Genomic DNA, 21,003 nt, shown 5'->3' on the forward strand with positions numbered 1-21,003 from the left:
ACTGGTGCGGGGCAGCAGTATGTCAGGTCGGCATGAGAGCGGGTCAGCCCGGCCCGGGCCGGGCTGTCAGGCGGTTCTCAGACGGCGTCCAGGATGTCGATCTCGAACACCAGGGTGGAGTTCGCCGGGATCGACCCGCTGGCCTGGTCCCCATAGCCCAGCGCGGGCGGCACCACCAGCAGCACCCGGCTGCCGACCGGCTTGCCGACCAGCCCCTGGTCCCAGCCCTTGATCAGGCTGCCGGCGCCGACCTGCAGGGCCTGCGCGCCGCCGTGGTTCCACGAGGAGTCGAACTGCTTGCCGTCCGCCCAGGTCACGCCGGTGTACTGGACCAGCAGGGTCTGCCCGCTGCGCACCTCCGGGCCGGTGCCCTTCACCAGCACGTACTGCTGGAGGTCGGCGGGCGGCTGCTCGCCGGCCGGGATCGTGAGGGTCGGCGCGGCCTTGCCGTTGTCCTTCACCTGCGGGGCGTTCGCGGGCGGCTGGGTGAGGTCGCCGGGGATGGTGGCGTCCGGCGGGGTGGACTTCATCACGTCCAGCACGAACACCACGGTGTCGTCCTTGCCGACGCCCAGCGCGCTGGAGCCCTGGCTGCCGAACCCGGCCGCCGGCGGGGCCACCACCAGCACCCGGGAGCCGGCCTTCTTGCCGAGCACGCTCTGGTCGAAGGCGGGCACCAGCTGCCCGGTGCCCGCCTGGTAGAGCTGCGGCTTGCCCTTGTCGTCGTAGGAGCTGGACAGGTCCTTGCCGCTGGTCCAGTCCTTGACCGTGTAGTTGACGGTCACCCAGTCGTTCTTGTCGACCGGCTCCCCGGAGCCCTCGCTCACGGTGCTCACCACGAACTGCCCGGACGGCGGCTCGGACGGCAGGGTGATGGTCGCCTTCGAGCCGAACTCGCCGCCGACCGTCGGCATCGGCGAGGCGGAGGCCACCGGGCTGGGCACCGCGACGGCGGAGGCCGAGGAGGCCGCCGGCGTCGTCGCGGCGGACTTCCCCGAGCCGTCCGAACTACTGCATCCGGCGATCAGCGCGGCGGTCAGGGGCACGGTGAGCAGGCAGGCGATTCGACGCATGGCGTCAGCCTATGACCCGATTCGTCCGGCCCGTCGGAGGCGCTCGGCGCGCCCCCGACGGGCCGTCACGACCCGGTGGGTCACATCCCGGCGATCAGCTTCTCCACCCGCTCGTCGACCGAGCGGAACGGGTCCTTGCACAGCACGGTGCGCTGCGCCTGGTCGTTCAGCTTCAGGTGCACCCAGTCGACGGTGAAGTCGCGGCGCTGCTCCTGGGCGCGGCGGATGAAGTCGCCGCGCAGCCGGGCCCGGGTGGTCTGCGGGGGCACCGACTTGCCCTGGAAGGTCAGCAGGTCGGTGGTGACCCGCTTGGCCTGGCCGTTCTTCTGCAGCAGGTAGAACAGGCCGCGGCGGCGGTGGATGTCGTGGTAGGCGAGGTCGATCTGGGCGACCCGCGGGTTGGACATGGTCATCTGGTGCTTGGCCCGGTACTTCTCGATCAGCTGGTACTTCATGATCCAGTCGATCTCGGTGCCGACCTTGCCCAGGTCGCCGCTGCGCACCGCCTCCAGGGTGCGGCCCCACAGCTCCAGCACCCGGGCCACCGTGCCCTCGTTGAGGCCCTTGCGGTCGGCGAACTCCAGCGCCTTGGTGTAGTACTCCTCCTGGATCTCCAGGGCGGAGGCCTCCCGGCCGTTGGCGAGCCGGACCTGGTGGGTGCCGGTCAGGTCGTGGCTGACCTCGCGGATCGCCCGGATCGGGTTCTCCAGCGTCAGGTCGCGCATCACCACGCCGGCCTCGATCAGCCGCAGCACCAGGTCGGTGGCGCCGACCTTGAGCAGCGTGGTGGTCTCCGACATGTTGGAGTCGCCGACGATGACGTGCAGCCGCCGGTAGCGCTCGGCGTCGGCGTGCGGCTCGTCCCGGGTGTTGATGATCGGCCGGGAGCGGGTGGTCGCGGAGCTGACGCCCTCCCAGATGTGCTCGGCGCGCTGGCTGACGCAGTAGACCGCGCCGCGCGGGGTCTGCAGCACCTTGCCGGCCCCGCAGATCAGCTGCCGGGTCACCAGGAACGGGATCAGCACGTCCGCCAGCCGGGAGAACTCGCCGTGCCGGGCCACCAGGTAGTTCTCGTGGCAGCCGTAGGAGTTGCCGGCCGAGTCGGTGTTGTTCTTGAACAGGTAGACGTCGCCGGCGATGCCCTCCTCGTGCAGCCGCCGCTCGGCGTCCACCAGCAGGCCCTCGAGGATCCGCTCGCCGGACTTGTCGTGGGTGACCAGCTCGGTCACGTCGTCGCACTCGGGGGTCGCGTACTCGGGGTGGGAGCCGACGTCGAGGTAGAGCCGGGCGCCGTTCTTCAGGAACACGTTGCTGCTGCGGCCCCAGGAGACCACCCGGCGGAAGAGGTAGCGGGCCACCTCGTCCGGCGACAGCCGGCGCTGGCCCCGGAAGGTGCAGGTGACGCCGTACTCGTTCTCCAGCCCGAAAATTCGACGGTCCATGTGCGACTCTTCTCTGTTCGAAGCTCGGTGGAACCCCTCGGTGGCGGTCGGTGGACCGTCGGGCGGCCCGCCGGGTGCGGCGGGCCGCCCGGGCCGGTCATTCGGTGTCGGCGCTCGCGTCGCCCTCGTCCTCGGCGGCGGCCGACTCGTCGCCGCTGAGCAGCCGGGCCAGCTGGCCGCCCAGGATCCGCTTGAACTTGCGCTGCTGGAAGCGCTGGCGGTCCAGCACGGCGACCTCCAGCTGCTCCGGCGTCAGGGTGCGGGGGCTGCCGCCGTTGGGGTCGCGGGCCAGGCCGTCGACCGCCAGCTTGAGCGCCTCGGCGAGGCTCAGGCCGGAGCGGTGGCGCTGGCCGAGGTAGTTGCCGATCGAGTCGGCGTTGCCGCCGACCACCACGGCGTTCTTCTCGTCCACCACCGAGCCGTCGGGGGTGAGCCGGTAGATCTGGTCGTCGGCGCCGGTGCGGCCGACCTCGGCGACGATCAGCTCGACCTCGTAGGGCTTCTCGCCGACCGAGGAGAAGATGGTGCCGAGGGTCTGCGCGTAGACGTTGGCCAGGCCGCGGGCGGTGACGTCGGCCCGGTCGTAGGAGTAGCCGCGCAGGTCGGCGTAGCGGACGCCGCCGATCCGCAGGTTCTCGAACTCGTTGTAGCGGCCGACCGCGGCGAAGGCGATCTTGTCGTAGATCTCGGAGACCTTGTGCAGGGCCCGGGAGGTGTTCTCCGCGACGAAGACGATGCCGTCGGCGTAGGTGAGCACGACCACGCTGCGACCGCGGGCGATGCCCTTGCGGGCGTACTCCGCGCGGTCCGCCATGGCCTGCTGGGGCGAGACGTAGAACGGCGTGGACACCGCCGGTCTCCCTTCGGGTGGTGGGGGCGGACTCAGAGGAGGGGGGCCTGCGGGCCGTTCGGGTGCTCGCGGCGCTGGTCGGTGATGGAGACCGCGATCTCGGCGACCTCCTCCTCGGTGAGCCGGCGGAAGCCGTCCTCGGTCATCAGCGTGACGATCGGGAAGATCTTGCGGGCCAGGTCGGGCCCGCCGGTCGCGGAGTCGTCGTCGGCGGCGTCGTAGAGCGCCTGGACGGCGAGGGTGGCGGCCTGCTCGCCGGTCAGTCCGTCCCGGTAGAGCTTCTTCATCGAGCCGCGGGCGAACACCGAGCCGGAGCCGGTGGCGGCGAAGCCGGCCCGCTCCTCGGAGCGGCCGCCGGTCACGTCGTAGGTGAAGATCCGGCCGCGGCCGAGGTCGAGGTCGTAGCCGGCGAAGACCGGGACGACCGCGAGGCCCTGCATGGCCATCGCCAGGTTGGAGCGGATCATCGTGGTGAGCCGGTTGGCCTTGCCCTCGAACGAGAGCACGGTGCCCTCGATCTTCTCGTAGTGCTCCAGCTCCAGCTGGAACAGCCGGACCATCTCGACCGCGAGGCCGGCCGTGCCGGCGATGCCGACCGCGCTGTACTCGTCCGCCGGGAAGACCTTCTCGATGTCCCGCTGGGCGATGACGTTGCCCATCGTGGCGCGGCGGTCGCCGGCCAGCACCACGCCGCCGTCGAAGACCGCGGCGACGATGGTGGTGCCGTGCGGCGCCTCGACCGTCATCCCCTCGGGGAGGGCGCGCCGGCCGGGGAGCAGCTGGGGCGCGTGGCTGTCGAGGAAGTCGAGGAACGAGGAGGAGCCGGGGGTGAGGAAGGCGGCCGGCAGACGCCCGGTGCCACTGAGGTTGGCTTCCACACGTGTCCTTCCGGATCGAAGATCGAAAGTTGCTTGGTGCCCCGGACCCTACCCGCTTCCGGGGCCGGTTCCACGTGCCCTGCGGAGGAGTTCGCGGGAACACGAGGCCGCAGGCGCGCTCAGGGCGCGCCTGCGGCGCTCGTGGCGCTGTTCTCGGTGGAGGAGGGGGTTCTCTCCCCGCTCACTCGCCGCCCTTCTGGACGAATCCGCGCACGAAGTCCTCCGCGTTGGATTCCAGCACCTCGTCGATTTCGTCGAGTACCGAGTCGACGTCGTCGCTGAGCTTTTCCTGGCGCTCCTTGAGCTCGTCCGTGGCCTGGGTTTCCGCGGCCTGCTCCTCCACCTCCTCGGTGGAGCGGTTGGCCCGCTGCTGACCGCCGCCGGTGTCCTTCTCCGCCATTTCCCTCACCCCGCTCGTTCGGTGTTCTCGTTCAACGCTGGCTGCTCACCGGAATGATTCCCCGTCGGGGAAATATTCACCCCCGGTGATCGAAAAGTTACCCGCCGGAGAGGACGCGCACCAGGTCCTCCGCGGTGCGGCACCGGTCCAGCAGGTCCTTGACGTGCGCCCGGGTGCCGCGCAGCGGCTCCATGGTCGGGACGCGCTGGAGGCTGTCGTGCCCGGGCAGGTCGAAGATGACGGAGTCCCAGGAGGCCGCGGCCACGTGGTCGGCGTACTGCTCCAGGCAGCGGCCGCGGAAGTACGCCCGGGTGTCGTCCGGGGGCTGGGTGACGGCGCGGCGGACCTCCTCCTCGCTGAACAGCCGCTCGAACCGCCCGCGCGCCTCCAGCCGGTTGTAGAGGCCCTTCTCGGCCCGCACGTCGCTGTACTGGAGGTCGACCAGCTGGAGCCGGGGGCTGTCCCAGCCGAGCGCGTCGCGCTGCCGGTAGCCCTCCAGGATCTCCTTCTTGGCGACCCAGTCGAGCTGCCGGGACAGGCTCATCGGGTCGCGCTCCAGCCGGCCCAGCACGTCCTCCCAGCGGGCCAGCACGTCCGTGGTCTGGTCGTCGGCGTCCTGCCCGTAGCGGTCCTCGACGTACTTGCGGGCCAGCTCGTAGTACTCCATCTGGAGCTGGACGGCGGTCAGCCTGCGGCCGCTGCGCAGCTGGACGAGCTGCTTGAGCCCGGGGTCGTGGGAGACCCGGTGCAGGGTGCGCACCGGCTGGTCGACGGCGAGGTCGACGGCGATGAAGCCGTCCTCGATCATCGACAGGACCAGCGCGGTGGTGCCCAGCTTGAGGTAGGTGGAGATCTCGGAGAGGTTGGCGTCGCCGATGATGACGTGCAGCCGGCGGTACTTCTCGGCGTCGGCGTGCGGCTCGTCCCGGGTGTTGATGATCGGGCGCTTGAGCGTGGTCTCCAGGCCGACCTCGACCTCGAAGTAGTCGGCGCGCTGGCTGATCTGGAAGCCGTGCCCGCCGCCCTCCTGCCCGATGCCCACCCGGCCGGCCCCGCAGACCACCTGGCGGGAGACGAAGAACGGGGTGAGGTGGCGGACGATGTCGGCGAACGGGGTGGCCCGCTGCATCAGGTAGTTCTCGTGGGTGCCGTAGGAGGCGCCCTTGTTGTCGGTGTTGTTCTTGTAGAGCAGGATCCGCTGCCCGTTGGGCAGTTCGAGGGCCCGCTCGGCGGCCTCCGCCATGATCCGCTCGCCCGCCTTGTCCCAGAGCACGGCGTCCCGCGGGTTGGTGACCTCGGGCGAGGAGTACTCGGGGTGCGCGTGGTCCACGTAGAACCGGGCGCCGTTGGTGAGGATGACGTTGGCCAGGCCGATGTCCTCGTCGGTGAGCTGGCTGGCGTCCGCGACGTCCCGGGCCAGGTCGAAGCCCCGGGCGTCGCGCAGCGGGTTCTCCTCCTCGAAGTCCCAGCGGGCGCGGCGCGCCCGGTGCATCGCCGCCGCGTAGGCGTTGACGATCTGGGACGAGGTGAGCATGGCGTTCGCGTTGGGGTGCCCGGGCACGGAGATGCCGTACTCCGTCTCGATACCCATCACGCGCCGTACGGTCATGCGGCCCTCCTGACCTGTGGGTACTGCGGGTACTGCCGGCGCAGACGCGCCGTCCGGCTGCGGGGCCCTGCCGAGCGCCGCAGCCGGACGGAGTGCCGCGCGTTGCTACAGGTACTGTCCCGTGTTGGCGACGGTGTCGATGGAGCGGCCGGACTCGGCGCCCTGCTTGCCGGTGACGAGGGTGCGGATGAAGACGATCCGCTCGCCCTTCTTGCCGGAGATGCGGGCCCAGTCGTCCGGGTTGGTGGTGTTCGGCAGGTCCTCGTTCTCCTTGAACTCGTCCACGCAGGCGGCGAGCAGGTGGGAGACGCGCAGACCGCGCTGGCCGTGGTCGAGGTAGTCCTTGATGGCCATCTTCTTCGCCCGGTCGACGATGTTCTGGATCATCGCGCCGGAGTTGAAGTCCTTGAAGTACAGCACTTCCTTGTCACCGTTGGCGTAGGTGACCTCCAGGAAGCGGTTCTCCTCGGTCTCCGAGTACATCCGCTCGACCACCGACTGGATCATGGCGGCGACGGTGACCGACACCGAGCCGTCGTGCTCCTTGAGGTCGTCCGGGTGGAACGGCAGGGTGTCCCTGAGGTACTTGGAGAAGATGTCCTTGGCCGCCTCGGCGTCCGGCCGCTCGATCTTGATCTTGACGTCCAGCCGGCCGGGCCGCAGGATCGCCGGGTCGATCATGTCCTCGCGGTTGGAGGCGCCGATGACGATGACGTTCTCCAGGCCCTCCACGCCGTCGATCTCCGCCAGCAGCTGGGGGACGATGGTGTTCTCCACGTCCGAGCTGACGCCGGAGCCGCGGGTGCGGAACAGCGACTCCATCTCGTCGAAGAAGACGATGACGGGCGTGCCCTCGCTCGCCTTCTCCCGGGCCCGCTGGAAGACCAGGCGGATCTGCCGCTCGGTCTCGCCCACGTACTTGTTGAGCAGCTCGGGGCCCTTGATGTTCAGGAAGTAGCTCTTGCCCTGCGGCCGGCCGGTCACCTCGGCGACCTTCTTGGCCAGCGAGTTGGCCACCGCCTTGGCGATCAGCGTCTTGCCGCAGCCGGGCGGGCCGTAGAGCAGGACGCCCTTGGGCGGCCGGAGCTCGTACTCCTTGAACAGGTCGGCGTGCAGGTACGGGAGCTCGACGGCGTCCCGGATCTGCTCGATCTGGCCGGAGAGGCCGCCGATCTGCCGGTAGTCGATGTCCGGGACCTCCTCGAGGACCAGCTCCTCGACCTCGGACTTCGGCACCACCTCGTACACGTAGCCCGAACGGGGCTCCAGCAGCAGCGCGTCGCCCGGGCGGAGCGTCAGGCCGTGCAGGGGTTCGGCGAGCCGGACCACCCGTTCCTCGTCGGTGTGGCCGGTGACCAGCGCGCGGTCGCCGCCCTCCAGCACCTCCTTGAGCGTGACGATCTCGCCGATCCGCTCGAACGCCATCGCCTCGACGACGTTCAGCGCCTCGTTGAGCATCACCTCCTGGCCGCGGCGCAGCTCGTCCAGCTCGACGCCGGGGCTGACGTTGACCCGGAGCTTGCGGCCCCCGGTGAAGATGTCGGCGGTGCCGTCCTCGTTCTTCTCGAGGAAGGTGCCGAACCCGGCCGGCGGCTGGGCGAGGCGGTCGACCTCCTCCTTGAGGGCCACGATCTGGTCGCGGGCCTCGCGCAGGGTGGAGACGAGCCTCTCGTTCTGGGCGGTCACACCCGCCAGGTTGGTCTGGAGCTCGACGATCCGCTCCTCGAGGATCCTCGATCCGCGCGGGGAATCCGCGAGCCTGCGCCGAAGGACAGCGATCTCCTGCTCGAGGTAGGAAACCTGCGCGGCCTCGTCGGACCCCCGTGCGGGCCTGCCGGCGCTGCGGTCGTACTCGTCATCGTGGGCTGCCACGGTCCTCACCTCCTCCTGGGGGAGCTGGACGACCCAAACCTACCTGGGACCAGGGCGATGTAAACCCCTTAGTGATCAGAAAGGCGGGTCGGGCGTGTCCGGTTGTTCGCCCTGCGTGCTTCCCCTCTTGGTAGAGGAGATGCCCACCGCTCAACGGTTCAAAGCAGCGCGGATGTATCGTGACAGGAATGTCCCCGAATACGGGGCGACGAGCGCAGAAACGGCAGGGGCAATGGCGGGGACGGGCGAGGCACTCGAAGTCTGGATCGACCAGGATCTGTGCACCGGGGACGGCATCTGCGCGCAGTACGCGCCCGAGGTCTTCGAGCTCGACATCGACGGGCTCGCGTACGTGAAGGGCTCCGACGACGAACTGCGCCAGCAGCCGGGCGAGACGGTGCCCGTGCCGCTGACGCTGCTTCAGGACGTGGTCGACTCCGCGAAGGACTGCCCCGGCGACTGCATCCACGTCCGCCGCGCGGCGGACGGCGTCGAGGTCTACGGGCCGGACGCCGAGTAGGCCCCGCCCGGGGGCCGGGAGGGGCGCTGAGGGGCCGTCAGGCGCCCCGGACCGGGGTCCTGGTCTCGGTGGTCCGCCAGGCGCCGGAGACCCGCTGCCAGACCAGCTCGACCTCCAGGTCGGGCGAGAAGCGCGGCACGTCGGGGGACGAGTAGCCGCGGGCCCGGCCGCGGATCGAGCCGTCGCTGCGGATCGCCAGCTCGGTGACGGTCAGGCCCTCGCTGTCGGGCAGCAGCACGACCGGGCGGCCGTCCGCGCCGACCAGGAACACGCCGTCCGGCGGGGTGCCCATGTCGGCCTGGCAGTGCGCGGCGGCGACCGTCAGCGGCTGCCCGGCCGGCGCCGCCGAGGTCCGCAGGCTCACCGCGACCGGGAACGGACCGCACTCCAGCGGGAACGCCACCTCCGCCAGGTCGACCCCGGCCGGCGGCGCCTGGTCCGCCGCGGACGGGGACGCGGGCTCCGCGGCCGGCTGACCCGCCGTCACCGCCCCGGTCGCCGAGGTCGCCCCCAGCGCCCCGCCCACCACGGCCGCGCACCCGGCCGCGACCAGCACCCAGTGCCTCCACCCCGACCGCGCGTGCCCGGGTATCCGACGCTCCGTCACCACGAGACTCCCCTTTCCGGTCCGCGCATCCTCGCACACCGGCCCCCGGAGAGCCCCCACCAGGGGCGCGGGGAGCCGCACGGGTTCGCCGGACGCCGAGAACGCCGACAGCCGGGGCGCGGGGGGGGCGGTCACCTGCCGCTCCCCCGCGCCCCGGCCGTGCGGTGCGGTGCGTGGACGGACCTACTGCGGCAGGTCGCGCGCGTCGTGCGAGGCCGCCTCGCGCTGCGCCTTGCGGATCGCGGCCCGCTCGGCGAGCGTCAGCTCGGTGTCGGGGCCGGTCTCGTAGTCCTCGCCGTAGGAGCCCTTCGCCGGGCGGCGGCGGCGCAGCGGGGGCTCGACGCCGTCGGCGAGGCGGCGGGCGGTGAGCAGGAAGCCGGTGTGGCCGATCATCCGGTGGTCCGGGCGGACGGCGAGGCCCTCCAGGTGCCAGGTGCGGACCATGGTCTCCCAGGCCTGCGGCTCGGTGAAGGTGCCGTGCTCGCGCAGCGCCTCGACGGTGCGCGACATCTGGGTGGTGGTGGCCACGTAGCAGCAGATCAGGCCGCCGGGGACGAGCGCCTCGGAGGCGACGTCCAGGCACTCCCAGGGGGCGAGCATGTCGAGGATGACCCGGTCGACGTCGGTCTCGACCAGGTTGTCCTGGAGGTCGCCGACGGTGAGCTTCCAGGCGGGGTGCGGGCCGCCGAAGTAGCGCTCGACGTTGCCCTTGGCGATGTCCGCGAAGTCCTGCCGGCGCTCGTAGGAGGCGAGCGAGCCGGTGTCGCCGACGGCGCGCAGCAGGTAGGTGGAGAGGGCGCCGGAGCCGACGCCCGCCTCGACCACCTTCGCGCCGGCGAAGATGTCGGCCATGGCCAGGATCTGCCCCGCGTCCTTGGGGTAGATCACGGCCGCGCCGCGCGGCATGGACAGGACGTAGTCGGGGAGCAGGGGGCGCAGCGCGAGGTACGGGACGTTGCCCGTCGTGCGGACGACCGTGCCCTCGGGAGCGCCGATCAGCTCGTCGTGCGGGAACATACCCTTGTGGGTGTGGAACTGGTTCCCGGCCTGGAGCGTGAACGTGTAGTGGCGGCCCTTGGGGTCGGTCAGCTGGACCTGGTCCCCGACCTGGAAGGGCCCGCGTCGGCGGGTGGCACCGGTCGGTTCGGACATGGGGGCCATCCTACGGGAGCCGGAGGGCTGCCCCCGACCACATGATCAGCTCGGATCGGCGGCCCGGCCCTGGAGGGCGGCGGTGAGGCGGCGTTCGAGGTCGGTGAGGGAGAGCACGCCGTAGACCGAGCCGTCGGGGCGGACCACCAGGTACTCGGTGGCGGGGGCGGCGCGCAGCACGTCGAGGATCCGCTCGCCGGCCAGGTCGACCGGGACGGTGAGGCCGGGTTCGAGGTCGCGGGCGACGGCGGTGACGGCGATCCAGGGGCGGCGGTGCTCGGGGACGGCGCTGACCGCGGACTCCTTGACCACGGCGACGGGCTCGCCGCGTCCGTCGACCACCACGATCGCGCCGGCGTGCACCTCGCGGGCGCGGCGCATGGCCTCGCCGAGGGGGGTGTCGGCGGGGACGTCGACGGTGCGGCGGGCGAGTTCGCGGACCTTGAGCCGGGGCAGGACGGCCTTCAGGCGGGCGTTGCGCAGCGCGTTGCCGGCGCCCTGCCAGATGATGAAGCCGAGGACGGCCGCGAGCACGCCGTCGACCATGGCCTCGGTGGTGGAGCGTTCGACGTCCTGGGCGGAGCTGAGCATCGGCAGGCCGAGGACGACGGAGACGGCGAGGACGCGGCCGGCCCAGACGGCGGCCAGGGTGCCCTTCATCGGGTTGCCGGTGAGCGCCCAGACGACGGCGCGCAGCATCCGGCCGCCGTCCAGCGGGAGGCCGGGGAGCAGGTTGAAGGCGGCGACGACCAGGTTGGAGACCATCAGGCCGGCCAGCAGCACGCCGGGGACGGTGGCGGGTTCGACGGCGCGCAGGCCGAGCCAGAAGGCGCCGCCGAGGGCGAGCGAGAGCAGCGGGCCGACGAGGGCGAGCCAGAACTCGCGCCAGGGGCGGTCGGCCTCCTTCTCGATCTCGGAGACGCCGCCGAGGAACTGGAGCTGGATCCGGCGGACGCCGAGCTCGTAGCGCAGGCCGACCACGGTGTGGGCGAGCTCGTGGACCAGGACGGAGCCGTAGAAGGCGACGGCGAAGGAGAAGGCGAGCAGGTAGCGGGCGGCGCCGAGGTCGGGCAGGACGTCGGCGAGCCGGCTGCCGAAGATCCAGGTGATCAGCGCGGCGACCAGGAACCAGGACGGGGTGACGTAGACGGGCACGCCGAACGGACGGCCCATCAGGATGCCGCCGCGCGGCTGGTCGTCGGGCTTCGGCTTCTCCGGTGCCCGCCCCTCGGTGTCGTCCACCGTGCTCCTTCCGTCCCGCCGTCCGCTGCTGCTGGTGCCTCGTACGCTACGTGATCTCTCGCCGGGAACGGCGGCGCACCCCGCCCGCTCCCCTCTCCTATACCCAGCTCTCCGACCCGTTCGCCCCCGGTGTCCGCCCGGTGCAATAGGGTCGTGGCATGCAGCAGACCGACCCCCCGCCCGTTCCCCGTCCGGCCGCCCGGCCGACCGGGCTGTCGCCGTCCCGGGCGGGTGACTTCATGACCTGCCCGCTGCTGTACCGGCTGCGGGTGATCGACCGGCTGCCGGAGCCGCCGTCGGCGGCCGCGACCCGGGGCACGCTGGTGCACGCGGTGTTGGAGCGGCTGTTCGACCACCCGCCGGCCGAGCGCACGCCGGAGCGGGCGCGCGGGCTGCTGGAGCCGCAGTGGGAGCGGCTGCTGGGGGAACGGCCGGAGCTGGCCGGACTGTTCCCGGACGAGCCGGAGAAGTTGGCCGGCTGGCTGGCGGACGCCGAGAAGCTGGTGGAGAAGTGGTTCCGGCTGGAGGACCCGACCCGGCTGCACCCGGTGGAGCGGGAGCTGTACGTGGAGACCGCGCTGGCCTCCGGGCTGCTGCTGCGCGGGTACATCGACCGGGTGGACGTCGCGCCGTCCGGCGAGGTGCGGCTGGTGGACTACAAGACCGGCCGGGCGCCCTCGCGGGACTTCGAGGGCAAGGCGATGTTCCAGATGAAGTTCTACGCGCTGGTGGTGTGGCGGTGGAGGGGCGTGGTCCCCAAGCGGCTGCAGCTGGTCTACCTGGGCGGCGGCGGGGACGTGGTGACGTACGACCCGGACGAGGCCGACCTGCTCGCGGTGGAGCGGAAGCTGGAGGCGCTGTGGGAGGCGATCTCGGCGGCGGTGGCCACCGGTGACTTCCCGGCGACCCGCAACCGGCTGTGCGACTGGTGCGACCACCGGGCGTCCTGCCCGGAGTTCGGCGGCACTCCCCCGCCGTACCCGCTGCCGCTGGCTACAGAGACCATTCCTGGCAAGGAGTCGTAGGTGACGATCCGTGTGCTGCTGGTGGACGACCAGCCGCTGCTGCGTACCGGTTTCCGGATGATCCTGGAGGCGGAGCCCGACCTCGCGGTGGTGGGCGAGGCGGGCGACGGGCAGCAGGCGCTGGACCAGGTCCGCGCCCTGCAGCCGGACGTGGTGCTGATGGACATCCGGATGCCGCGGATGGACGGCGTGGAGGCGACCCGGCGGATCGCCGGGCCGGACCGGGACGGGCCGGCCAAGGTGCTGGTGCTGACCACCTTCGACCTGGACGAGTACGTGGTGGAGGCGCTGCGCGCGGGTGCCAGCGGCTTCCTGCTGAAGGACGTGCCGGCCGAGGAGCTGGTGCAGGCGATCCGGGTGGTGGCGGACGGCGCGGCGATGCTGGCCCCGTCGGTGACCCGCCGGCTGCTGGACATGTACGCCACCAAGCTGCCCTCGGGCGACGAGGCGCCGCCGCAGGCGCTGACGGTGCTGACCGAGCGCGAGGTGGAGGTGCTGCGGCTGGTGGCGCGCGGGCTGTCGAACGCGGAGATCGCCGCCGAGCTGTTCGTCTCGGAGACCACGGTGAAGACGCACGTCGGCCACGTGCTGACCAAGCTGCAGCTGCGCGACCGGGTGCAGGCGGCGGTGTACGCGTACGAGAGCGGCCTGGTCCGTCCGGGCTCGCTGTAGCGGCGCCCCGCACGCCGAACGGCCCGCCACCCCCTCGGGGGTGGCGGGCCGTTCGGCGTGCGGGGCGCCGCGGCGTCACTTCGAGGTGCGGCCGATCTCCCAGAACCGGAACACGCCGGTGTTGTCCACGGTCGAGTCCACGCCGGTGATGCCGGGGTGGTAGACGTAGAAGGACTTGTTCTGGAACAGCGGGATCATCGGGGCGGCGTCGGCCAGGATCTTCTGGATCTGGTCGTAGGCGCCGCCGCCGGAGCGGTCGGTGAGCTTGATCGACTCCGGCACCAGCTTGTCGCTGATCTGGGTGTTGTTCCAGCCGTTGTGGTACGCGCCGCCGTCGACCACCAGCGGGCTGATGTAGTCGTCGGCGTCGGCGTAGTCGGGGACCCAGCCGACGGGGTAGGCCTGGTAGCTGCCGTTCTTCCAGCCGGCCTGGTAGGCGGTCCAGTCGGGCTCCTCCTGGACGGTGACCTGGAACAGGCCGCCGTTCTCCAGCTGCTGCTTGACGGCGTTCATCTCGCCGGCGCCGGCCCGGGCCCGGGACCAGGTCAGGGTGAGCTTGACCGGGGTGGCGACGTGCGCGGTGGTCAGGATCCTCTTGGCCTTGGCCGGGTCGGGCTCGCCGTACTTGTCGAAGAAGGCGGTGTTGTGGCCGGCCAGGCCCGCCGGGACGACGGAGTAGAGCGGCTGCACGGTGCCCGCGTACACGTCGTGGGAGAGCGCCTTGCGGTCGACCAGCTGGGCGGCGGCCTGCCGGACGGCCTGGTTGCCGCCGGTCTCGTCCTTGGTGTTGAAGACCAGGTAGCGGGTCTCGCCGGAGGCGCCCTCGGCGACCCGGAGCTTGCCGGTGCCGGCCAGGTCGGCTTCCTTGATCTGGGCCGAGGTGGCGGGGTCGAGGCTGCTGTCGGTGACGTCGACGCCGCCGGACTCGATGGCGGACTTCAGCTCTTCGGGCTTGTCGAAGTAGCGGACCGCGAACTTGCTGTTCTGCAGCTTCGCGATGCCCTGGTAGCCCGGGTTGGCGCTGAGCCGGACGGTGCTGGGGGCCTTGCCCTTGGCCTCGATCGAGTCGATCTTGTAGGGGCCGGAGCCGACCAGCTTGCCGTTCTCCAGCAGCTTGTCGGCGGGGAACACCTGGCGGTCGACGATCGAGCCGGCCGCGGAGGCCAGCTTGGCGGGGAGCACCGCGTCGGGGCTCTCCAGGTGGAAGGTGACGTCCCGGTCGCCGGTGGCGTCCACCGAGGCGATGGTGGCCAGCAGCGGGCCGGGGCCGGACGGGTCGGCGATCTTCTTGACCCGGTCGATGGAGAACTTGACGTCCTGGGCGGTCAGCGGGTGGCCGTTGGAGAACTTCAGGCCGGCGCGGAGCGTGCACGTGTAGGTGAGCGCGTCGCTGCCGGTGAACTGGCAGGACTCGGCGGCGTCGGGCTGCGGCACGGTCGCGCCGGCGGGGAAGCTCAGCAGCGACTGGAAGGCGTTGTTGAGGACCAGCCAGGAGCCCGCGTCGTAGGCGCCGGCCGGGTCCAGCACGCTGGTCACGTTGGTGGTGCCCATGGTGATCGTGCTGTCGCCACCGCCGCCACCGGCGGCCTTCTCGACGGAGGCGCAGCCGGCCACCGTGGTGGCGACCAGGGCGGCGCAGCTGAGGGCGGCCAGGCGGTTGGGCGTCGTCATGCGGGGTGGTCTTCCTCACTGCGTGCGGCCGGCTGTCGCCGGTGGCCCGCCGTCCGGCGCCGGGGTGGGGCGGCGGGGGCGGGTCTGCTGCGGCCGTGCGCGTGTTCCCCGGCTTTCCGGGGTGGGGCGGGCACGGCACGGGACTGAACGCGCCTTAGCGTGCCACATCGCCTCCGGGCGGTCACCGAGGGTTCGGAGGGTGGTCGCACGGGGTTCGGACGATCTTGTCCCGGCAGTCGACGAGTTGTCAGCCAATGCCCGTTTTCACCCGCGCCGCCGGACACGTTCCGCATACCACCGGAAGCGGAACGGAACCGGGAAAGCGGGCGGGAGAGAGCAAGATCACACCCGGGTGCCGGCCAGGGTGCGCAGCAGGGCGAGGTCGACGTGTTCGAGCGAGGGCAGCACCAGGCGGCCGGGGGCGGGATCGATCGCGGCGATGGAGGGGACGGCGATGACCGGGCAGCCGGCCGCCTCGGCGGCGGCGACGCCGGTGGGGGTGTCCTCGACGACCACGCAGCGGGCCGGGTCGGCGCCGAGCCGGGCGGCGGCGACCAGGTAGGGGTCGGGGTGCGGCTTGGTGCGGGCGACCTCGTCGCCGGCCACGGTGAAGGCGAAGTGCTGGGGGCCCAGGCTGCGCAGCACGATGTCGATGATGTGCCGGTGCGAGGCGGAGACCAGGGCGGCCGGGACGCGGTGCGCGGCCAGCGTGTTGAGCAGCCGTTCGGCGCCGGGCATCAGCGGGACGCCGCCGGCCAGCCGTTCGACGAAGCGCTGGTTGATCAGCACGGTGAGCTCGGCGGGGGTGAGGGCGGCGCCGGTGCGGCCGAGCAGGTAGTCGATGACCCGGGTCATCGGGCCGCCGACCACGTGGGTGCGGTCCTCGGCGGTGAGCCGGTGGCCGAGTTCGGCGAACAGCTCGACCTCGGCCTGCCACCAGAAGTCCTCGGTGTCGACCAGGGTGCCGTCCATGTCGAGCAGGACGGCGTGCAGGCCGCTGCCCTCGCCGTCGCCGTCGATGCGGACCGGGGTCGAGACCGTCGTCATGCGCGCCGTCCTTCCGGGTGGGGCGGGCGGGCGCGCGGGGGCGCCCGGGGATGGCACGGGCCGGCCCGCTGGTCTGCGGACCGGCCCGTTTCAGGATCATCAAGAATACGCCCGCCCGGCTGGATTGCACCGGACGGGCGGGCGGCGAACGGATGATCTCCGGTTGAAGACCTACCGGGCGTTGAAGTACTTGGCCTCGGGGTGGTGCAGCACGATCGCGTCGGTCGACTGCTCCGGGTGCAGCTGGTACTCCTCGGAGAGGACCACGCCGACCCGCTCGGGCCTGAGCAGCTCGGCGATCTTGGCCCGGTCCTCCAGGTTGGGGCAGGCGCCGTAGCCGAGCGAGAAGCGGGCGCCGCGGTACTTGAGCGCGAACATGTCCCGCACGTCCTGCGGGTCCTCGTCGCCGAAGCCGAGCTCGTAGCGGACCCGGGCGTGCCAGAACTCGGCCAGCGCCTCGGCGAGCTGGACGGACAGGCCGTGCAGCTCCAGGTAGTCGCGGTAGGAGTCGCCGGCGAACAGCTCGTTGGCGGCCTCGGAGATCCGGTTGCCCATGGTGACCACCTGGAGGCCGACCACGTCGCGCTCGCCGGACTCCTCCGGGCGGAAGAAGTCGGCCAGGCAGAGGCGGCGGCCCCGGCGCTGGCGGGGGAAGGTGAACCTGGTCAGTTCGGAGCCGTCCTCGCGGTAGAGGACCAGGTCGTCGCCCTTGGAGTTGGCCGGGTAGTAGCCGTAGACCACGGCGGGCTCCAGCCAGCCCTCGGTCTGCAGGCGGTCCAGCCAGCCGCGCAGCCGGGGCCGGCCCTCGGTCTCCACCAGTTCCTCGTACGAGGGGCCGCCGGAGCGGCCGCCCTTGAGGCCCCACTGGCCCTTGAACAGGGCGTCCTCGTCCAGCCAGGAGGCGTAGTCCTGGAACGGGACGCCCTTGATGATCCGGTCGCCCCAGAACGGCGGGGCGGGGACCGGGTTGTCGACGGCCACGTCGGAGCGGATCTGGCCGAGGTTGACCTCCTCCGGCTCCTCGACCTCGACCCGGGCGTGCCGGCGCTTGCGCAGCTCGGGCAGGGCGGCGCCGGGGACGCCGCGCTTGACGCCGATCAGGGCGTCCATCAGGCGCAGGCCCTCGAAGGCGTCCCGGGCGTAGCGGACCTCGCCCTGGTAGATCTCGTGCAGGTCCTGCTCGACGTAGGCGCGGGTGAGGGCGGCGCCGCCGAGGATCACCGGGAAGTCGGCGGCCAGGCCGCGCTGGTTGAGCTCCTCCAGGTTCTCTTTCATGACCACGGTGGACTTGACCAGCAGGCCGGACATGCCGATCACGTCGGCCTTGTGCTCCTGGGCGGCCTCCAGGATCGCCGAGACCGGCTGCTTGATGCCGATGTTGACGACGTTGTAGCCGTTGTTCGACAGGATGATGTCGACCAGGTTCTTGCCGATGTCGTGCACGTCGCCCTTGACGGTGGCGAGCACGATGGTGCCCTTGCCCGCGCTGTCGGACTTCTCCATGTGCGGTTCGAGGTACGCGACGGCGGCCTTCATCACCTCGGCGGACTGCAGCACGAACGGCAGCTGCATCTCGCCGGAGCCGAACAGCTCGCCGACCACCTTCATGCCGGACAGCAGCGTGCCGTTGATGATCTCCAGCGCCGGGCGGTCGGCCAGCGCGGCGTCCAGGTCGGCCTCCAGGCCGTTGCGCTCGCCGTCGATGATCCGGCGCTGCAGGCGCTCCTCCAGCGGGAGGGCGGCCAGCTCCTCGGCCTTGGACGCGGCGCTGGAGGCGGCGGAGACGCCCTCGAACAGCTGGAGCAGCTTCTGCAGCGGGTCGTAGCCCTCGGCGCGGCGGTCGTAGACCAGGTCGAGGGCGGTCCGCCGGCGCTCCTCCGGGATCCGGTTCATCGGGAGGATCTTGGCGGCGTGCACGATCGCCGAGTCCAGGCCTGCCTCGACGCACTCGTGCAGGAACACCGAGTTGACGACCTGGCGGGCGGCCGGGTTGAGGCCGAAGGAGATGTTCGACAGGCCGAGGGTGGTCTGCACGTTCGGGCGGCGGCGCTTGAGCTCGCGGATCGCCTCGATGGTCTCGATGCCGTCGCGGCGGGACTCCTCCTGGCCGGTGGCCAGGGTGAAGGTCAGGCAGTCGACCAGGATCGAGCCCTCGTCGATGCCGTACTCGGTGGTGAGCTGGTCGATCAGGCGCTCGGCGATGGCGACCTTGGTCTCGGCGGTGCGGGCCTGGCCCTCCTCGTCGATGGTCAGCGCGATCAGGCCGGCGCCGTGCTCGCGGGCCAGCGCGGCGATCTTCCCGAACCGGGTGTCGGGGCCGTCGCCGTCCTCGTAGTTGACGGAGTTCAGGACGGCCCGGCCGCCGAGCATCTCCAGGCCGGCCCGGAGCACCGGCGGCTCGGTGGAGTCCAGCACGATCGGCAGCGTGGAGGCGGTGGCCAGGCGGCCGGCGATCTCCCGCATGTCGGCGACGCCGTCGCGGCCCACGTAGTCGACGCACAGGTCGAGCAGGTGGGCGCCCTCGCGGATCTGCTCGCGGGCGATCTCCACGCAGGTCTGCCAGTCGGCGGCGAGCATCGCCTCGCGGAACTTCTTCGAGCCGTTGGCGTTGGTGCGCTCGCCGATGGCCAGGTAGGAGGTGTCCTGCCGGAACGGCACCGACTGGTAGAGCGAGGCGGCGGAGGCCTCCGGCTTCGGGTCGCGCGGGGTGAGCGGGCGGCCCTGGACCCGCTCGACCAGGTGGCGCAGGTGCTCGGGGGTGGTGCCGCAGCAGCCGCCGACCAGGGCCAGGCCGTAGTCGCGGACGAAGGACTCCTGGGCGTCGGCGAGTTCGACCGGGCTGAGCGGGTAGTGCGAGCCGTCCTTGGTGAGCACCGGCAGGCCGGCGTTCGGCATCGCGGACAGGCCGACCTTGGCGTTCTTCGCCAGGTAGCGCAGGTGCTCGCTGTACTGCTCGGGGCCGGTGGCGCAGTTCAGGCCGATGAAGTCGATGCCGAGCGGCTCCAGGGCGGTCAGCGCGGCGCCGGTCTCGGAGCCCAGCAGCATGGTGCCGGTGGTCTCGACGGTGATCTGCGCGAGGACCGGCAGGTCCACGCCCGCCTCGGCCAGCGCCGCCTTGCAGCCCAGCACCGAGGCCTTGGTCTGCAGCAGGTCCTGGCTGGTCTCGATCAGCAGCGCGTCGACGCCGCCCGCGATCAGGCCCGCCGCGTTCTGCCGGAAGCCCTCGCGGACCACCTCGAAGGTGGTGTGGCCGAGCGTCGGCAGCTTGGTGCCGGGGCCCATCGAGCCCAGCACCCAGCGGGTGCGGCCGTCCTTCGCGGTGAACCCGTCGGCCACCTCGCGGGCGATCCGGGCGCCGGCCTCGGACAGCTCGAAGATCCGGTCGGAGATCTCGTACTCGCCCAGCGCCCAGTGGTTGGCGCCGAAGGTGTTGGTCTCCACGCAGTCCACGCCGACCTCGAAGTACGCCTCGTGGACCGAGCGGACGATGTCGGGGCGGGTGACGTTCAGGACCTCGTTGCAGCCCTCCAGCTGCTGGAAGTCCTCCATGGTCGGCTCCTGCGCCTGGAGCATCGTGCCCATCGCCCCGTCGGCCACCACGACTCGGGTGGCGAGGGCCTCGCGCAGGGCGTCGGCGCGGACCTGCTGGGCGGAGGTGGGTACGGCGGTGGCCATGTGGCTGCTCCCTGGATGCGACGGCTGTCGGCTATGCGGCCCCACCCGGTACCGGGGGCGCACCCCGCCAGGGTATCGGTCCGCCGGGGGTCGGACGGAACCCGTTCCGCATCGTGGGCGTCCTTGTCCACCGGAAGGGAGCACGATCATGCCCACTTCGGGGGAACGGCACCGTTGGCGGAGGGCCGCGCGCACGCCGCGCGCGTCCGAATGGCGGACACTGGCGGGCCGGGCGCGGCGCCGCTGGCGCGAGCGGTCGCGGTGGAGCCGGCGCCGCCGCGTCCTGACCGCGCTGGCGGCCGTCGCGGCCCTGCTCGTCCTGCCGGTGCTCGGCGCGGCCGCCGCGCTGCGCTGGGAGTACGCGGGCGACCCGGCCGTCGACGCCCGCACCCGCGGCAGGGACGCGCTCTGGCTCGGCCACGCCTGGGTGGACGGGCGGCGCAGCCCCGCCGAGCTGACCGCCCTGGCGCAGCGGGTGCGCGGCACCGGCATCCACGACCTGTACGTGCACACCGGGCCGCTGGAGCACGACGGCTCGCTCGACCCGGGGCTGGCGCCCGGCGCGGCGGACTTCGTGGCCCGGGCGCACGCGGCGATGCCCGGGGTGCGGATCCAGTCCTGGCTGGGGGACGTGGTCGCGCCCGAGAAGGACGGCCTGCACCTGGACCGGGCCGACGTCCGCGACCGGCTCACCGCCTCCGCCCGGCAGGTCCTCGACCTGGGCTTCGACGGCGTCCACCTCGACCTGGAGCCGGTGCACTCCGGCTCCTCCGGCTTCCTCGCGCTGCTCGACCAGGTGCACGCGCTGACCGCCGCCCGCGCGGTGCCGCTGTCCGTCGCCGCCCCGCAGATCGACCCCGTCCCCGGGCTCGGCCGGGTCACCTTCGCGCTCAGCGACCACGGCAAGTACTGGTCCGCCGGGTACTTCGCGGCCGCCGCGCGCCGGGTCGACCAGGTCGCGGTGATGTCGTACGACACCGGGATGCCGGTGGAGGCGCTGTACGGCGGCTACGTCGCCCGGCAGACCGAACTCGCGCTGGCCAACACCCCCGCCGACGTCGACCTGCTGATGGGCCTGCCCGCCTACTGGGCCGACACCTCCTCCCACCGGGGCGACGCCGAGACCGTCCGGGCCGCCGTCCGCGGCGCCCGGCTGGGCCTCGGCCCGGGCGGGCGGCGGAACTTCGGGCTGGCGCTGTACGTCGACTTCGCGGCCACCCCGGACCACTGGGCGGCGTACCGGGACGGCTGGTGCACCTGACGCCCGC

Annotated in this window: 17 protein-coding genes; 4 read left to right on the plus strand and 13 right to left on the minus strand. The window is 72.0% G+C overall.

From position 1 onward, the window contains the following. Positions 1-77: 77 nt before the first annotated feature. From ACZ3J7_RS16820 to arc, 7 genes are all read right to left on the minus strand, one after another. Positions 78-1,073: an FKBP-type peptidyl-prolyl cis-trans isomerase gene (locus ACZ3J7_RS16820; protein ID WP_465621368.1), complete on the minus strand. Its 996-nt coding sequence runs from the start codon at positions 1,071-1,073 to the stop codon at positions 78-80. Positions 1,074-1,153: 80 nt separating this feature from the next. After that, positions 1,154-2,515, minus strand: a complete 1,362-nt coding sequence (gene pafA / locus ACZ3J7_RS16825) for a Pup--protein ligase (protein WP_465621370.1) — start codon at positions 2,513-2,515, stop codon at positions 1,154-1,156. 97 nt (positions 2,516-2,612) lie between these two features. Next, the gene (gene prcA, locus ACZ3J7_RS16830) at positions 2,613-3,365 is read right to left on the minus strand and encodes a proteasome subunit alpha (RefSeq protein WP_465621374.1); all 753 of its coding nucleotides are present in this window, start codon (positions 3,363-3,365) and stop codon (positions 2,613-2,615) included. A gap of 32 nt (positions 3,366-3,397) precedes the next feature. Continuing rightward, on the minus strand, positions 3,398-4,243 hold the full coding sequence (gene prcB / locus ACZ3J7_RS16835; RefSeq protein WP_465621376.1) for a proteasome subunit beta: 846 nt from the start codon (positions 4,241-4,243) through the stop codon (positions 3,398-3,400). A 181-nt stretch (positions 4,244-4,424) separates the two neighbouring features. After that, complete coding sequence (locus ACZ3J7_RS16840) at positions 4,425-4,643, minus strand: ubiquitin-like protein Pup (protein WP_465621378.1); 219 nt, start codon at positions 4,641-4,643, stop codon at positions 4,425-4,427. Between the two features lie 97 nt (positions 4,644-4,740). Beyond that, the gene (gene dop / locus ACZ3J7_RS16845; RefSeq protein ID WP_465621380.1) at positions 4,741-6,252 is read right to left on the minus strand and encodes a depupylase/deamidase Dop; all 1,512 of its coding nucleotides are present in this window, start codon (positions 6,250-6,252) and stop codon (positions 4,741-4,743) included. 105 nt (positions 6,253-6,357) lie between these two features. After that, positions 6,358-8,124, minus strand: a complete 1,767-nt coding sequence (arc, locus tag ACZ3J7_RS16850) for a proteasome ATPase (RefSeq protein ID WP_465621382.1) — start codon at positions 8,122-8,124, stop codon at positions 6,358-6,360. Positions 8,125-8,356: 232 nt separating this feature from the next. Between arc and ACZ3J7_RS16855 the strand changes: the two genes are divergently transcribed. Further along, positions 8,357-8,644, plus strand: coding sequence for a ferredoxin (locus ACZ3J7_RS16855; protein ID WP_465621384.1), 288 nt, complete (start codon positions 8,357-8,359; stop codon positions 8,642-8,644). A gap of 37 nt (positions 8,645-8,681) precedes the next feature. Here the strand turns inward: ACZ3J7_RS16855 and ACZ3J7_RS16860 are convergent, their stop codons facing one another. The 3 genes from ACZ3J7_RS16860 to ACZ3J7_RS16870 all read right to left on the minus strand — a co-directional run bounded on the left by ACZ3J7_RS16860 (position 8,682) and on the right by ACZ3J7_RS16870 (position 11,645). After that, on the minus strand, positions 8,682-9,251 hold the full coding sequence (locus ACZ3J7_RS16860) for a hypothetical protein (RefSeq protein WP_465621386.1): 570 nt from the start codon (positions 9,249-9,251) through the stop codon (positions 8,682-8,684). 183 nt (positions 9,252-9,434) lie between these two features. Then, positions 9,435-10,403, minus strand: a complete 969-nt coding sequence (locus ACZ3J7_RS16865) for a tRNA (adenine-N1)-methyltransferase (protein WP_465621390.1) — start codon at positions 10,401-10,403, stop codon at positions 9,435-9,437. A gap of 45 nt (positions 10,404-10,448) precedes the next feature. Then, positions 10,449-11,645 (minus strand): site-2 protease family protein, encoded by a 1,197-nt coding sequence (locus ACZ3J7_RS16870; RefSeq protein ID WP_465621393.1) that lies wholly within the window; start codon positions 11,643-11,645, stop codon positions 10,449-10,451. A gap of 158 nt (positions 11,646-11,803) precedes the next feature. On the opposite strand from ACZ3J7_RS16870, the gene ACZ3J7_RS16875 reads away from it, so the two are divergent. Next, a complete protein-coding gene (locus tag ACZ3J7_RS16875) occupies positions 11,804-12,670 on the plus strand; it encodes a RecB family exonuclease (protein WP_465621395.1) in 867 nt (288 codons plus the stop codon). Next, the gene (locus ACZ3J7_RS16880; protein WP_380331778.1) at positions 12,671-13,342 is read left to right on the plus strand and encodes a response regulator; all 672 of its coding nucleotides are present in this window, start codon (positions 12,671-12,673) and stop codon (positions 13,340-13,342) included. A gap of 75 nt (positions 13,343-13,417) precedes the next feature. On the opposite strand, the gene ACZ3J7_RS16885 is transcribed toward ACZ3J7_RS16880, so the two are convergent. The 3 genes from ACZ3J7_RS16885 to metH form a co-directional block, all read right to left on the minus strand. Beyond that, on the minus strand, positions 13,418-15,013 hold the full coding sequence (locus ACZ3J7_RS16885) for an ABC transporter substrate-binding protein (RefSeq protein ID WP_465621400.1): 1,596 nt from the start codon (positions 15,011-15,013) through the stop codon (positions 13,418-13,420). A 342-nt stretch (positions 15,014-15,355) separates the two neighbouring features. Further along, the gene (locus ACZ3J7_RS16890) at positions 15,356-16,060 is read right to left on the minus strand and encodes an HAD family hydrolase (protein ID WP_465621404.1); all 705 of its coding nucleotides are present in this window, start codon (positions 16,058-16,060) and stop codon (positions 15,356-15,358) included. Between the two features lie 171 nt (positions 16,061-16,231). Next, positions 16,232-19,735 carry a methionine synthase gene (gene metH / locus ACZ3J7_RS16895; RefSeq protein WP_465621406.1) on the minus strand — a complete coding sequence of 1,168 codons (3,504 nt, stop codon included), beginning with the start codon at positions 19,733-19,735 and terminating at the stop codon, positions 16,232-16,234. Positions 19,736-19,883: 148 nt separating this feature from the next. On the opposite strand from metH, the gene ACZ3J7_RS16900 reads away from it, so the two are divergent. After that, positions 19,884-20,996, plus strand: a complete 1,113-nt coding sequence (locus tag ACZ3J7_RS16900) for a glycoside hydrolase family 18 protein (protein ID WP_465621408.1) — start codon at positions 19,884-19,886, stop codon at positions 20,994-20,996. Positions 20,997-21,003: the final 7 nt, after the last annotated feature.

It is taken from the genome of Kitasatospora sp. NPDC015121 (assembly GCF_055562955.1).

Excerpts from the sequence above, each read along its gene's own strand:
- ACZ3J7_RS16820 (WP_465621368.1), bottom strand. The coding sequence starts at position 1,073 with ATGCGTCGAATCGCCTGCCTGCTCACCGTGCCCCTGACCGCCGCGCTG.
- pafA (WP_465621370.1), bottom strand. The coding sequence starts at position 2,515 with ATGGACCGTCGAATTTTCGGGCTGGAGAACGAGTACGGCGTCACCTGC.
- ACZ3J7_RS16840 (WP_465621378.1), bottom strand. The coding sequence starts at position 4,643 with ATGGCGGAGAAGGACACCGGCGGCGGTCAGCAGCGGGCCAACCGCTCC.
- dop (WP_465621380.1), bottom strand. The coding sequence starts at position 6,252 with ATGACCGTACGGCGCGTGATGGGTATCGAGACGGAGTACGGCATCTCC.
- ACZ3J7_RS16855 (WP_465621384.1), top strand. The coding sequence starts at position 8,357 with ATGGCGGGGACGGGCGAGGCACTCGAAGTCTGGATCGACCAGGATCTG.
- ACZ3J7_RS16865 (WP_465621390.1), bottom strand. The coding sequence starts at position 10,403 with ATGTCCGAACCGACCGGTGCCACCCGCCGACGCGGGCCCTTCCAGGTC.
- ACZ3J7_RS16875 (WP_465621395.1), top strand. The coding sequence starts at position 11,804 with ATGCAGCAGACCGACCCCCCGCCCGTTCCCCGTCCGGCCGCCCGGCCG.
- ACZ3J7_RS16885 (WP_465621400.1), bottom strand. The coding sequence starts at position 15,013 with ATGACGACGCCCAACCGCCTGGCCGCCCTCAGCTGCGCCGCCCTGGTC.
- ACZ3J7_RS16890 (WP_465621404.1), bottom strand. The coding sequence starts at position 16,060 with ATGACGACGGTCTCGACCCCGGTCCGCATCGACGGCGACGGCGAGGGC.
- metH (WP_465621406.1), bottom strand. The coding sequence starts at position 19,735 with ATGGCCACCGCCGTACCCACCTCCGCCCAGCAGGTCCGCGCCGACGCC.
- ACZ3J7_RS16900 (WP_465621408.1), top strand. The coding sequence starts at position 19,884 with ATGCCCACTTCGGGGGAACGGCACCGTTGGCGGAGGGCCGCGCGCACG.